This is a genomic window from Halomonas piscis, from assembly GCF_031886125.1.
GTDB classification, from domain to species: Bacteria; Pseudomonadota; Gammaproteobacteria; order Pseudomonadales; family Halomonadaceae; genus Vreelandella; species Vreelandella piscis.
Genome location: NZ_CP119391.1, coordinates 2466079 through 2479322, shown reverse-complemented (window position 1 = coordinate 2479322; position 13244 = coordinate 2466079). Strand labels below are relative to the sequence as shown.

Genomic DNA, 13244 nt, shown 5'->3' with positions numbered 1-13244 from the left:
GAGCTGTTGATGAGCCGCTTTATCGAAGTGCCGGCGCGGATGCTGCCGGCGGACACCCTGAACGCCCTGCTGGAGTCCTTCGTTACCCGCCAGGGCTACGACACCACGGACACTACCGGCGCGGGCATGGCCGGCTGGGTCGAGGAGCTCAAGGCGCAGCTCGAGCGGGGCGAGCTCTTGATCGCCCACGACCTCGAGCTGGAAATGACCGAGGTAATGACCCTGGAGCAGTGGCGCCGCTTCGGCCGGGATATCGCCGACGACGAGGAAGAGGGCGATATCTAGCCGCGCTCGAGCGCGCGGATCAGCCGCCGGCCGGGGTGCAGGTGGTCGGCCAGCGGCCCCTCCACGGGCAGCGGCTCGTCACAGAGGCGCGAGGCGATAATTTCGGCGCACAGCGGGGCGCTGGCGAGCCCGCGCGAACCGTGGGCGGCGCTGATCCACAGGCCGGGAAAGTGCTGCCCCGGCGCGCTGAACGTCCGGGTGGCATCCTTGGCCAGAGCGGCGTAGTCCGCGGCCCAGGCGTCGGCGTCCGGCACCGGGCCGGCGTAGGGCGTCTTGTCCGGGCTGGCCGCGCGGATCGCCGCCCGGCCCGGCATCCTGGCCGGGTCAAGCGCGGCGCCGGCATCCTCAAGCGCCCGATAAAGCTCCGGCAGCATCGCTTTCAGCTCGTCAAGATTATGGGCGTGGTCTTCCGCGCGCAGCCGGCTGTCGGTGTCGTTGGGCACAAAGCTCGCCCCGACGGTAAGCACGCCGTCAAGCGCCGGCGGCGCGTAGCCTTTGGCGCATACTACCTGGGCAGGGCTCGCGACGCCGTCGGGCAGCGGTATTTCGCTGACCTGGCCGCGCACCGGCTGCAGCGGCAGCGCTTCGGTCTGGGCAAAGCCGTTGGCCAGATGGGCGCTGGCGATGACCACCTGATCGGCCTCAAGCGCCTGGCCGCCGGCCAGAACCACGCGCCAGCCGCTGTCCGCCTGCTCGAGCGCGACGGCCTCGCCGTATTTGAGCGTAACGCCGGGGCGCGCCAGCAGGCGATGGCACAGCGCCGCCGGGCGCACCCAGCCCGCCTGTGAATAGTAAAGCCCCTGCTCGACGGGGGTGTCCTCGCCGACGTTTTCCCGCCAGTCCCGCGGCTTTCGCAGCGCTACCAGCGCCTCCGGTAGCGGGTGGTGGGCGCAAAAGCGCCGCTGGCGGGCGGCTTCTTTCGACCCCGGCGCCAGCTGAAGCACGCCGCTTGGCTGCCACAGGGTGTGGCCGGGGTCGAGGGCTTCCAGCCAGCGGCGGCTGTGCTCGAGCCCGGCCAGGTAAAAGCGGCTTTGCAGGCTGGTGTCCGCCGCCAGCTTGACGTAAAGCGCGCCCTGGCGGTTGCCCGAGCCGCCCGACGCCGGCGCGGCTTTTTCCACCACGGTAACCTTGACGCCGCGTCGAGCCAGGGCGTCGGCCGTGCTGGCACCGGCAATGCCCGCGCCGACAACGACGGCGCTTTGCGCCGCCCGGGCAGCCGGTGGGGTAAACCAGGGCGTGGCCTGGCGGCGGGTATCGACGGGCGGCGCGTCGATGTGGCCGGCAAGCATCTCGCGCTTGCGCCCGTAGCCGGGCACTTTTTTCCACTCAAAGCCCGCCGCCTTCAGCCCGCGCTTGACCATGCCGGCGCAGGTAAAGGTGGCAAAGGTGGCGCCGGGGCGAGAGCGCGCGGCCATGGCGGCAAACAGCTCAGGCTGCCACATGTCGGGGTTCTGCGCCGGGGCAAAGCCGTCGAGAAACCAGGCGTCCACCTTGCCGTCCAGAAGTCTCAGCCGCTCGGCGGCGTCGCCAAAGTGCAGGTCCAGAGTGACGCGCTCATCCAGCCGCAGCCGGTGAATGCCGGCGACGGCGTTCGGCCACTGGCGGCCAAGCGCCTCGGCGTAAGCGTCGAGTTCGGGCCAGGCGCCGAGCGCCCGGGCGAGGCTGGCGCGCGCAAGCGGGTATTTTTCTGTGGATATCAGGTGCAGCCGAGCGCCGGGCGGGGCCTGTCGTACAAAGCAGGCCCAGGCGCACAGCATGTTGAGCCCGGTGCCGAAGCCGGTCTCGCCGATGACAAAGGCGCGGGCTTCGCGCCAGGCGGCGAAGCGCTGGGGCAGATGGTTGGCGTCAAGGAAAACGTGCTCGGTCTCCGCACGCCCGTCCTGGCGGGAAAAGTAAACGTCATCAAAGGCTTGGGAGTGCGGCGCGCCGTTTTCCCAGCCCAGCGCCGGGCGTTCGAGGGCCTCAAGCGCGGGCAGGGGAGGAAAGCGCATCTCGCCGTTTGCGTGGGTCAAGAAAGCATCCGTCGTGGTTAAAAAATAATCAATTTGTTGAGCCGGGCGCGACTTCTGCCCTGGAGCAAAGCGTCCGCCGGCTTTTCACAGAGTTTTCCACAGCCTTTGTGAAAAACGCGCCGGCGAAAAGGCCTCGCTGGGCAGGCGCCGCTTCAGGGCAGCGCTTTGTTGAACGGCTTGACGCTGACCCGGGCATAGACGCCGGCAGCCACGTAGGGGTCGGCGTCGGCCCAGGCCTGGGCGGCCTCGAGGCTTTCAAACTCGGCCACCACGAGGCTGCCGCTGAAGCCCGCTTCGCCGGGGCTTTCGGCATCGATGGCCGGATGGGGGCCGGCCAGCACCAGCCGACCGGCGTCGCGCAGGGCCTCGAGCCGGGCCAGGTGCTCCGGGCGGGCGGCCAGGCGGCGCTCCAGGCTCTGTTCGATGTCTTCGCTGATGATGGCGTAAAGCATGGGGATAACTCCTCGAGAGGGAAGCAGGGACAAGGCGCAATTGACCGCTCTGGCCCGAGCCCGCACTATGGCGGCATAGCCGTGGCGCAGCGCGCCGCCAGAAACCCGTGTTCTGGCAAGCGGCATTCTGACAAACTCCTCACACGGCGTCATGCCCATGTCCTTATCACTGTCGCCTTTATCACTGCCCGTTGCTCTGGATGCCGATCGCCGCTACCCGCTGGATTTCCACCTGCACTCCACGGCCTCCGACGGCGCGCTGTCGCCGGCCGAACTGGTAGCGTTGTGCGCCGAGCGTGGCCTTGAGCACGTGGCGCTGACCGACCATGACACCATGGACGGCGTGGCCGAGGCGGCAGCGGCGGCGCGGGACGCGGGCATCGGCTTTATGCCGGGCAGCGAACTTTCCACCCGCTGGCGGGGCGTGGGCATTCACGTGGTGGCGCTGGTGCCCGACGGCCCCCGGGGAGCGCTGGTAGAAGGGCTCGAGCATCAGCGCCGGGCGAGAATCGAGCGCGCCGGCGTCATCGCCGAGCGGCTGGAAAAGGCCGGCCTGGCAGACGCCCTGGCCAAGGCGCGCGCCCAGGCGGGCAGCGAGCGCCCGCTGGGGCGGCCGGACTTTGCTCGGGCGCTGGTGGCCGACGGCCTGGTGAAGGACTTTCCCGAGGCGTTCAAGCGCTACCTGGGCAGCGGCAAGAAGGGCGACGTCAAGGCCCAGTGGCCGGAAATCGGCGAGGCCGTGGGCTGGATTCTGGACGCCGGGGGCGTCGCCGCGCTGGCGCACCCGCTGCGCTACGGTCTGACCCGGCGCAAGCGCGGCCTGCTGATGGACCGCTTTGCCGAGGCCGGCGGCCAGGCGGTGGAGCTGGTCAGCGGCCAGCAGAACCCGGACGCGACCCGGGACCTGGCGCGCCAGCTGGTGGAGCGCGGGATGTACGCTTCTATCGGCAGCGATTTCCACGCCCCTGGCGGCCACGCCGCGCCGGGCAGCATGAGCGCGGTGCCGCGCACCGCGGCGCCGCCGATATGGCAGCACCCGCGGCTGCGTCTGAGCTAAAACGGTTTTTTAACAACGTTTTCTCAATAACGCTATTGTTAATAACAAGCTGTTAACCACAGGGAGAGGCGACAATGAGCCAGTTTTTCCAGATCCATCCGGAAACCCCCCAGAAGCGCCTGATCGACCAAGCCGTGGAGATTATTCGCCGGGGCGGGGTGATCGCGTATCCCACCGACTCGGGCTATGCCCTGGGCTGCCACCTGGGCGAAAAGAAGGCCATCGAGAAGATCAAGTGGCTGCGCTCGCTGGATCAGAAGCACAACTTTACCCTGGTGTGCTCGGACCTTTCCGAGATCGGCACCTACGCCAAGCTGGACAATGCCGAATTCCGCCTGCTCAAGGCGCATACCCCGGGGCCCTATACCTATATTCTGACGGCGACCGGCGAGGTGCCGCGCCTGTTGCTGCACCCCAAGCGCCGCTCCATCGGCGTGCGCGTGCCCGATCACCGCATCACCAACGCTCTGCTCCAGGCGCTGGGCCAGCCGCTGATGAGCGTGACGCTGATTCCCGTGGACGATGACCTGCCGATGACCGATGCCGACGCTATCCGCGAGCGCTTCGGCGCGCACCTGGATCTGATCATCGACGGCGGCGCCTGCCATCTGGAGCCCACCAGCGTGATCGATCTGCGCGAGCTGCCGCCGGTGATCGTGCGCGAAGGGCGCGGCGACGTCACGCCCTTCCGCGAGTACTAGTCGGTTAGGTATCCGTGGCGGGCGGAGCCTCGTCGGTATCCGCGTCCTTGTCTTCGGCCAGGCGCGGGTCCTCGCTGTTTTCGTCAAGCCAGGTGCCGCACAAAAGGCAGTAGTAGGCGCGCTTTTCGTGGTGGTCGTGGCCGCAGCCGGGGCAGGCCTCGTCGGAGTAGCGCTCGGCGCGGATCGAGCGGATCACCTGGGCGGAAAATACCCCGGTGGGCACGGCGATGATCGAATACCCCAGCAGCATCAGCAGCACGGTAATCGCCTGGCCCAGCGCGGTCACGGGGACGATATCGCCGTAGCCCACCGTGGTCATGCTTACGATCGCCCAATAGATCGAGCGGGGAATACTGGAAAAGCCCGCCGAGGCCGGCTCGATGGTGTACATCAGCGCGGCGAACAGCGTCACCACCATGAGAATGCTCAAAAAGAACAGCAGAATCTGGTGGGCGCTGCGTTTCACCGCGTCCAGCAGCAGCTGCGCCTCGCCGACGAACTCCATCAGCCGCAGGATGCGAAAAATCCGCAGCACGCGCAGCAGGCGAATGATCACCAGCCCCTGGGAGCCGGGGATGACGAGCACCAGCCAGGCGGGCAGGATCGCGAGCATATCGACGATGCCGTAAAAGCTCTTGAGGTACAGCGACCGCCGCTCCAGGCAGTAAATCCGCAGCGCCAGCTCCAGGGTAAAAAGCACCGTCAGCGACCACTCCACATAGTCGAACAGCGTGCCGAAGCGCTGATGGTAGGCAAGAACGCTGTCCAGCAGGATGGCCGCGGTGCCCAGCAGGATGGTGGCGATCAGGGCAATGTCGAAACCCTTGGCGGCGGGGGTGTCGGACTCGAAAATAATGTGAAAGAGGCGCGAGCGCAGCCCCTCCGGGCCGGGTCTTAGTTCCATGGGCTTCCCTTCGGTGTCATGCCTGCATAGCGCCGGCGTCGGCCCGGCGGTATGCCGGGTCATGGTTACATCGCTCGGGCCAGCTTAGCGCAGCGGCGCGCTCCGGGCGAAATGGCGAGCCAGCGCGAGCGCGGCCCGACCGAAGGCGACGGTGGGCTCGCCGTCCTGGCCCAGCTCGCCGGGCAGGCGCTGCGCCGGGCCGCTTGTTTCGCCGGCCAGCTGCTCATGGTCGGCAAGCTCGGCCAGGGCGCTGCGTGCCGTATGGAGGAAAGTCGCTCGGCCGCTGTCGTGGAAGGCGTCCAGGGCGAGCAGGACAAGGTGAAAGCATTCAGCGGCGGTGTGCGCCTCGGGCAGCGGCCAGTCGCCCCTGCCCAGCGCCTCGCCCCGGGCGGCCTTGCTGCTGTCCGACGGGCGCAGCGCCGCGGTGCCGGCAAGCGCGTCGGCCAGCTCCCAAAGGGCGTCAGGGCTTCCGGCCTTGAGCTCCAGCTCCAGCTCGCGGATGGGCGCCCGGGCTTCGCCGGCGATGATCTCGCCTTCGTCCAGCGCCACTTCCACTACGCTTTGCCGGCAGCGAACTTCGTAGCGGCGACGGGTGAAGTCGGTGCGCAGCTGCGCCACGAGCTGCGACAGAACGTCGCCTTCTAGCGCCTGGATGGGGGCCAGCTCGGCAAGGCCGGCGAGGTCCAGCGCGCTGTCGTCCACTTCCCATTCCCACTCGTTTCGGGTGGAAAGGCCGCCGCCGCCGTGGCCGGCGGTTTTCAGCGTTTGCAGGGTGATGCCGTCTACCCGGCGCAGGCGCAGCGCCATGCGGGCGGCGGCCAGAGTGCCGGCGGGCGTATCGAAGTAGGTATTGGCCAGCGCGGAGACGTCCGGGGCGCTGTCGGCCAGCAGCGGATGGCGTACAAGGCGTTCGGCGGCGCCGGGGGCGAGCGCCAGCTTGAGTTCGATCTCCCTGGGTGCCGGGGCGTCCGGCTGAGAAGCTGGGTGAGGCATGGCGTGTGCTGTCTCCCTGGATGGCCGTCGTTTCGCTGTATGACAGCCGGATGAAGTTTTTATGAACCGGCGAAGTTTTTGTGACGCTGGCAGGGCCAGTCTTTATACTGGCGCCTGCCGTTTTCGGGCTTTTCGACAATAGGTTTTTCCACCACGGGCTTAAAGGCTTTTATGGTTACCTCGAATCCTTTTTCCGCAATGTTTGGCCGCTCGCCATTCCAGCCGCTGCTGGCGCACATCGTCAAGGCAAACGAATGTGCCGATCAGCTCCTGCCGTTTTTTGAAGCGTCCCTTGAAAGCGACTGGGACAGCGCCGCCAAGCTGCGCGAAAGCGTCACCCGCCTGGAGCACGAGGCCGACGAGCTCAAGACTGACCTGCGGCTGAACCTGCCCAACACCATGTTCCTGCCGGTGTCGCGTTCGGATTTGCTCGATCTGATCAGCGTACAGGACAAGATCGCCAACAAGGTGCGCGACATCACCGGGATCATGCTCGGACGCAAGATGCAGGTACCCGAGCCGCTGGCCGGCCCCATGCGCGACTACATCCGCACCAGCGTGAAGTGCGTGGCCCAGGCGCGCCAGGCGCTGGAGGAACTCCAGGAGCTTCTGGATTCGGCCTTCGGCCGTAACGTCGCCGACGTGATGCAAAACATGATCCGCGAGCTTCACGTGCTGGAGAACCAGACCGACGGCCAGCAGGTCGCCATTCGCCGGCAGCTTTTTGAGCTGGAAGACGAGCTGCCCCCGGTGGACGTGGTCTTTCTCTACAAGATCATCGACGGCATCGGCGAGCTTTCCGACCGCGCCGAGCGCGTGGGCAGTCGTCTGCAGATTCTCACTGCGCGCTAAGGGGGCAGGGCATGCAGGTTATCGCACAGCACGGCGAGGTTCTCATCATCCTGGCCTGTGCGTTCGGCTTTTTCATGGCCTGGGGCGTGGGGGCCAACGACGTGGCCAACGCCATGGGGACCTCGGTGGGGTCTCGGGCCATCACCATCAAGCAGGCCATCGTGATCGCGGTGGTCTTTGAGTTTCTCGGCGCCTGGCTTGCCGGGGGCGAGGTCACCAACACCATCCGCAAGGGCATTATCGACCCCGATCTGCTGGAAAACGATCCGCACCTGCTGGTCTACGGCATGCTGGCGGCGCTGCTGGCGGCGGGCACCTGGCTGTTGATGGCGTCGCTCAAGGGCTGGCCGGTGTCGACCACGCACTCGATCGTGGGGGCCATCGTCGGCTTTGCCGTGGCGGGGCTTGGCGCCTCCACGGTGGACTGGGGGGCCGTTACCGCCATTGCCGCCAGCTGGGTGGTCTCGCCGGTGCTGGCCGGCACCGTGGGCTTTGTGCTGTTCAAGTCGGTGCATATGCTGATTTTCGACGCTCGCGACCCCTTTGCGGCGGCCAGGCGCTATGTGCCGTTCTACATGTTTCTGGTCGGCTTCATCGTCGCCATGGTGACCATGACCAAGGGGCTCAAGCACGTGGGCCTGCACATCAGCTTTCTGCAAAGCCTGGGGCTGTCGGCCGTGGCGGGGCTCGCCGTCACCGGTATCGGCATGCTGCTCGAGCGCCGGGTGAAATACGTGCACATCCGCGAAGACCAGTTCGGCTATGCCAACGTGGAAAAAGTGTTCGGCGTGCTGATGCTGTTTACCGCCTGCGCCATGGCCTTTGCCCACGGCTCCAACGACGTTGCCAACGCCGTGGGGCCGCTGGCGGCGGTGATCAACGTGGTGCAAAGCGGCGGCAATATCGGCGAGGCCTCGGTGGTACCCTGGTGGGTGCTGGTGCTCGGCGGCGGCGGTATCGTGGTGGGCCTGGTCACCTACGGCCACAAGGTGATCGCCACCGTGGGCACGCGCATTACCGAGCTGACGCCCAGCCGCGGCTTTGCCGCGACCCTGGCAGCGGCCGCAACGGTCGTGCTGGCCTCGGGCACCGGCCTGCCGATTTCCACCACCCACACCCTGGTGGGAGCGGTGCTCGGAGTGGGCCTTGCCCGGGGCATGACCGCGCTCAACCTGCGGGTGCTGGGCACCATCGCCATGTCCTGGCTGATTACTCTGCCCGCCGGCGCCGGCCTTGCCATCCTCTTTTTCTTCATGTTCAAGGGGATGTTCGGCGCTTGACCAAACGCTGCATATGGGCCTGTCTTGCGGCGCCTGCGGGCGCCGCACTTTTTTTGCCGGGGGGAAGACCTTGTGTTTTCCGCCCGCGCTGTTTTCTAATTCCGCTGTAACCCTGACATGAACCGCCGCTGACGGAGAGCCACCCTTGGACACCCGCTTCCCCTTTGTTGACTGGTTTCGCAACGCGTCGCCCTACATCAACGCGCACCGCGGGCGAACCTTTGTCATCCTGGTGGAGGGCGAGGCGCTGGGCTCCGAGCGCGGCGAGCAGCTGATCCAGGATCTGGCGCTGTTGCACACCCTGGGCGTGCGCCTGACGCTGGTGTTCGGCATTCGTCCCCAGGTCGAGGCCGCGCTCGAGGCTGACGGTATCGTGCCCGAGCGCGTCAGCGGCCGCTGGGTGGCCGATGCCGCTGTCATGCGCCGGGTGGAGCAGGTCGCGGCCCGGCTGCGCCTGTGGCTCGAGGCGCGGCTGTCGCTGGGGCTGCCCAGCACGCCGCTGCACGGGGTGGAGCTTGGGGTGGTATCGGGCAACCTGGTCACCGCCAAGCCGCTGGGGGTGCGCGAAGGCATCGACTTTGATCACAGCGGCGAGGTGCGCCGGGTGCGCGCCGGCGCCATAGAAGGGCTTTTGGAGCAGGGCTCGCTGGTGCTGCTGCCGCCGCTGGGGTTTTCCAGTACCGGCGAAGTGTTTGACCTCGACGCTGCCGAGGTGGCCCGCCACGCCGCCGTGGCGCTTGGGGCCGACAAGCTGATCCTGCTCGGCGATTCCGACGGGGTGCGCGACGCGCAAGGGGCGCTGCTGCGCCAGCTGGCGCCGGCTGACGCCATGCCGCTTCTCGACCAGGCGGCGCCGGGAAGCGAGCTTGGTCGCCACCTTCAGGCGGCCTGCTCAGCCGCCCGGGAAGGCGTGGCGCGCACCCACCTGCTGTCCTGGCGCAATCAGGAGGCGCTGCTCGGCGAGCTTTTTACCCGGGACGGCGTAGGCACCATGATCACCTGCCACCGCTACGAGCAGCTGCGCCCGGCCACCCTGGCCGACGTGGCCGGGCTTCTGGAGCTTCTGGAGCCGCTGGAGCAGCGCGGCATGCTGGTGGCCCGCTCCCGGGAGCGCCTGGAGCACGAGATCGACGACTATCTGGTCATCGAGCGCGACGGCATGGTCATCGGCTGCGGGGCGCTGCAGCTGTTTGGCGAAAGGGACGTTGCCGAGATTGCCTGCGTGGCGGTGCACCGCGACTACCGCGGCGGTGCCCGGGGCGAGCGTCTCATCGAAGCGCTCGAGGAGCGCGCCCGCCAGCGCGGCATCGGCTCGTTGTTTGTGCTCACCACCCATACCGTCCACTGGTTTGCCGAGCGCGGCTTTCTGCCGGCGGCGCTGGACGATCTGCCGCCGCTCAAGCGCGAGGCCTATAACCACGCGCGCAAGTCCAAGGTGCTAGTCAAGGCGCTGGGGTAGGTCGGCTACCGGTCATCGCGAGGCGTTATGCCGAAGCGATCTCTTTCGGTGCGGGTGGCAGGAAATCCCGAGATAGCTTCGCTGCGCTCGCTATGACGCAGAAAAATAGGTGGCAGGAAACCCCGAGATAGCTTCGCTGTGCTCGCTATGACGCAGGGTTTTTATACCGCCGCTTGACCTCGACGCTCAGCGAGCCTTCGCCCAGGCGCAGCCTGAGCCGCTGGCCCGGCGCGGTATCCGCCGCCCGGCGCACCACCTGCCCGCTGGTGTCGTGGGCGATGGCGTAGCCGCGCCCGAGTACCGCAAGCGGGCTGACCGCTTCGAGCTGGCGAGCGGCCGCGGTCAGGCGCGCCCGGCGGGCCTCGAGCTGCTGGCTGATGGCGTGATGCAGGCGGCTGCTCAGGCCGGCCAGGCGCTCGCTTTCCTGGCGGTGGCGGCGGTCAAGACGGTGGTTTTTCAGGCGTTTTTCGAGTCCGGCCAGCGCGCTCCGGCGCTCGGCCAGGCTTTTGTGCGCCGCGCGGTCAAGCCGCAGCCGCAGAGCGTTTAGCCGCTGGCGGCTTTGGTCAAGCGCCTCGCCCGGGTGGCGCAGCCTTGCGCGCAGGGCGTCCAGGCGCTGGCTGTCGCGCTCCAGGCGGCGCTCCATGGCCTGTGCCAGCCGGCGGCGCTGGTCGGCAATCCCCGCCGCCAGGCTTTCGCGGTCGGGCACCAGCTGCTCGGCCGCGGCGGAGGGAGTGGGCGCGCGCTTGTCGGCGGCAAAGTCGGCCAGGGTGACATCTACCTCGTGGCCCACCGCGGACATCACCGGCAGCCGCGAGTGCTGAATGGCCCGGGCCAGGTGCTCGCTGTTGAACGCCCAGAGGTCCTCCAGGCTGCCGCCGCCCCGGGTGATCAGCACCGCGTCTTGCGCTGCGTCCAGGCGCGGCTGGCGATTCAGCAGCGAAAGCGCGGCGATCATCGCCGGAGCGGCCCGCTCGCCCTGTACCGGCACGGGAATCACCGTGATTTCCACCAGCGGCCAGCGTTTTTCGAGCACGGCGAGCACGTCGCGCACCGCTGCCCCAGTGGCCGAGGTCATCACCAGCAGCCGCCTTGGCGGATAGGGCAGCGGCCGGGCGTTGGTGAACACGCCCTCGGCGTCGAGCGCCTTTTTCAGCCGCTCGAAGGTCGCCAGCAGCTCGCCGATGCCCGCCGCCTGCACCGCCTCCACGATCAGCTGGTAGTCGCCCCTTGGCTCGAACAGCGACACTCCGGCGCGCACCCGAACCTGGTTGCCGTCCCGGAGCGGCGCGGTGACAAAGCGCGCCCGGGCACGAAACAGCGCGCAGCGCACCTGGGCGCCGTCGTCCTTGAGGGTGAAGTACACGTGCCCCGAGGCAGGCGTCGCCACGTTGGAGAGCTCGCCTTCCACCCAGACCTTGCCCAGGCCGTCTTCAAGGGAGCGGCGGGCACGGCGATTGAGCTGGGTGACGGAAAGCGGTGAAACGGTATCGGCGGTCATGGCGGCTCGGTGGCAGTGGGCGGAAGGGCCCAGGATGAGGAAACGGCGGACAAAACAGCAGCAAAAGCGGCGGTGAAAACTGTATGAGCGGTCAGGAAAATGTGCCTGGGACCAAGGTCGCAAAGCCGCCGCCAAACGCGGGCGCAGCGCCCGCCATCGCGCGCTTTTGGATTGCCGAAAAGCCGGGCGAAACGCTATAATAAGCGATTATCCTTTCACGCCCCATCTTCCCACTTCAACCTGGGTGTTGCCGCTATGCTACGTATGGCCCAAGAAGCGCTGACGTTTGACGACGTTCTCCTCGTTCCCGGTTTTTCCGACGTGTTGCCCAACGACGTCAACCTCAGAACCCGTCTGACCCGGGGGCTTGCGCTCAACATCCCGCTGGTCTCGGCGGCGATGGATACCGTGACCGAAGGGCGGCTGGCGATCGCCATGGCCCAGGAAGGCGGCATCGGCATTATCCACAAGAACATGACCGTGGCCCAGCAGGCGCTGGAAGTGCGCAAGGTCAAAAAGCACGAAAGCGTCATCGTCAACGACCCGGTCACCGTTGGCCCCAAGGCCAAACTGGCGGACCTTCTGACGCTCGCCCGGGAAAACGGCTTTTCCGGCTTTCCGGTGATCGAGGGCGAGACGCTGGTGGGGCTGGTCACCGAGCGCGACATGCGCTTTCAGCCCAACCACGGCGACAGCGTAGCCGACATCATGACCCCCCGGGAACGCCTGGTCACCGTGCCCGAAGGCACCGGCCTCGACGTGATCAAGGCAAAGATGCAGGAGCACCGCGTCGAGAAGATGCTGGCGGTGGACGACGACTTTCGCCTGCGCGGGCTGGTGACGTTTCAGGATATCGAAAAGGCCCGCACCTACCCCATGGCCGCCAAGGACAGCGACGGCCGCCTGCTGGTGGGCGCGGCCGTGGGCACCGGCGCGGAAACCCCAGACCGCATCGCGGCGCTGGCCGAGGCCGGCGTGGACGCCGTCATCGTGGATACCGCCCACGGCCACTCCCGGGGCGTGATCGAGCGGGTGCGCTGGGTCAAGCAGACCTTTCCCCAGATTCAGGTGATCGGCGGCAACATCGCCACCGGCGACGCCGCCCGGGCGCTGGCCGACGCCGGCGTCGACGGCGTCAAGGTGGGCATCGGCCCCGGCTCCATCTGCACCACCCGGGTGGTAGCCGGCGTGGGCGTGCCGCAGATTACCGCGGTGTCCAACGTCGCCGCGGCCCTTGAGCCCTACGATATTCCGCTGATCGCCGACGGCGGCGTGCGCTTCTCCGGGGATCTGGCCAAAGCCGTTGCCGCCGGCGCCAGCACGGTGATGGTCGGCGGGCTGCTCGCCGGTACCGAAGAGGCCCCGGGCGAGGTCGAGCTCTACCAGGGGCGGACCTACAAGGCCTACCGCGGCATGGGTTCCATGGGCGCCATGGCCCAGAGCCAGGGCAGCGCCGACCGCTACTTCCAGGACCCCGGCGCCAGCGCCGAAAAGCTCGTCCCCGAGGGCATCGAGGGCCGGGTGCCCTATAAAGGCATGATGGGCGCCATCGTCCACCAGATGATGGGCGGGCTGCGTGCCTCCATGGGCTATACCGGCTGCCGCGATATTCAGCAGATGCGCACGCTGCCCGAGTTCGTCAAGATCACCGGCGCCGGCTTCAACGAGTCCCACGTTCACGACGTGCAGATCACCAAGGAAGCCCCCAACTACCGCGCCGGCTAACAACGGCACGCTTGCCATACGGCGGC

Annotated in this window: 12 protein-coding genes; 7 read left to right on the top strand and 5 right to left on the bottom strand. The window is 67.6% G+C overall.

Going from position 1 to position 13244, the window contains the following annotated elements:
* Window positions 1–9 precede the first annotated feature (9 nt).
* Window positions 10–285: a YheU family protein gene (locus P1P91_RS11620; RefSeq protein ID WP_311882809.1), complete on the top strand. Its 276-nt coding sequence runs from the start codon at window positions 10–12 to the stop codon at window positions 283–285.
* Here the strand turns inward: P1P91_RS11620 and mnmC are convergent.
* Window positions 282–2276 carry a bifunctional tRNA (5-methylaminomethyl-2-thiouridine)(34)-methyltransferase MnmD/FAD-dependent 5-carboxymethylaminomethyl-2-thiouridine(34) oxidoreductase MnmC gene (gene mnmC, locus P1P91_RS11615; RefSeq protein ID WP_311885792.1) on the bottom strand — a complete coding sequence of 665 codons (1995 nt, stop codon included), beginning with the start codon at window positions 2274–2276 and terminating at the stop codon, window positions 282–284. The genes P1P91_RS11620 and mnmC overlap by 4 nt on opposite strands.
* Before the next feature lie 173 nt (window positions 2277–2449).
* Complete coding sequence (locus P1P91_RS11610; RefSeq protein WP_311882808.1) at window positions 2450–2749, bottom strand: YciI family protein; 300 nt, start codon at window positions 2747–2749, stop codon at window positions 2450–2452.
* A gap of 157 nt (window positions 2750–2906) precedes the next feature.
* Here P1P91_RS11610 and P1P91_RS11605 point away from each other — a divergent pair, with 157 nt between their 5' ends.
* Window positions 2907–3806: a PHP domain-containing protein gene (locus P1P91_RS11605; RefSeq protein ID WP_311882807.1), complete on the top strand. Its 900-nt coding sequence runs from the start codon at window positions 2907–2909 to the stop codon at window positions 3804–3806.
* Window positions 3807–3880: 74 nt separating this feature from the next.
* Complete coding sequence (locus P1P91_RS11600) at window positions 3881–4507, top strand: L-threonylcarbamoyladenylate synthase (RefSeq protein ID WP_311882805.1); 627 nt, start codon at window positions 3881–3883, stop codon at window positions 4505–4507.
* Window positions 4508–4511: 4 nt separating this feature from the next.
* Here P1P91_RS11600 and P1P91_RS11595 read toward each other — a convergent pair whose 3' ends face one another.
* Window positions 4512–5411 (bottom strand): ion transporter, encoded by a 900-nt coding sequence (locus P1P91_RS11595; protein WP_311882803.1) that lies wholly within the window; start codon window positions 5409–5411, stop codon window positions 4512–4514.
* Between the two features lie 84 nt (window positions 5412–5495).
* Window positions 5496–6404, bottom strand: coding sequence for a CYTH domain-containing protein (locus P1P91_RS11590; RefSeq protein ID WP_311882801.1), 909 nt, complete (start codon window positions 6402–6404; stop codon window positions 5496–5498).
* A gap of 171 nt (window positions 6405–6575) precedes the next feature.
* Between P1P91_RS11590 and P1P91_RS11585 the strand changes: the two genes are divergently transcribed.
* The 3 genes from P1P91_RS11585 (at window position 6576) to argA (ending at window position 9995) form a co-directional block, all read left to right on the top strand.
* Entirely contained in the window at window positions 6576–7256 is a 681-nt protein-coding gene (locus tag P1P91_RS11585; protein ID WP_311882799.1) for a TIGR00153 family protein, read from the top strand.
* Window positions 7257–7267: 11 nt separating this feature from the next.
* Window positions 7268–8536: an inorganic phosphate transporter gene (locus tag P1P91_RS11580; protein ID WP_311882797.1), complete on the top strand. Its 1269-nt coding sequence runs from the start codon at window positions 7268–7270 to the stop codon at window positions 8534–8536.
* A gap of 145 nt (window positions 8537–8681) precedes the next feature.
* Complete coding sequence (gene argA, locus P1P91_RS11575) at window positions 8682–9995, top strand: amino-acid N-acetyltransferase (RefSeq protein ID WP_311882795.1); 1314 nt, start codon at window positions 8682–8684, stop codon at window positions 9993–9995.
* A gap of 145 nt (window positions 9996–10140) precedes the next feature.
* Here argA and xseA read toward each other — a convergent pair whose 3' ends face one another.
* Window positions 10141–11493: an exodeoxyribonuclease VII large subunit gene (xseA, locus tag P1P91_RS11570; RefSeq protein ID WP_311882793.1), complete on the bottom strand. Its 1353-nt coding sequence runs from the start codon at window positions 11491–11493 to the stop codon at window positions 10141–10143.
* 255 nt (window positions 11494–11748) lie between these two features.
* Between xseA and guaB the strand changes: the two genes are divergently transcribed.
* Window positions 11749–13218 (top strand): IMP dehydrogenase, encoded by a 1470-nt coding sequence (guaB, locus tag P1P91_RS11565; protein WP_311882791.1) that lies wholly within the window; start codon window positions 11749–11751, stop codon window positions 13216–13218.
* The last annotated feature ends 26 nt before the right edge of the window (window positions 13219–13244 follow it).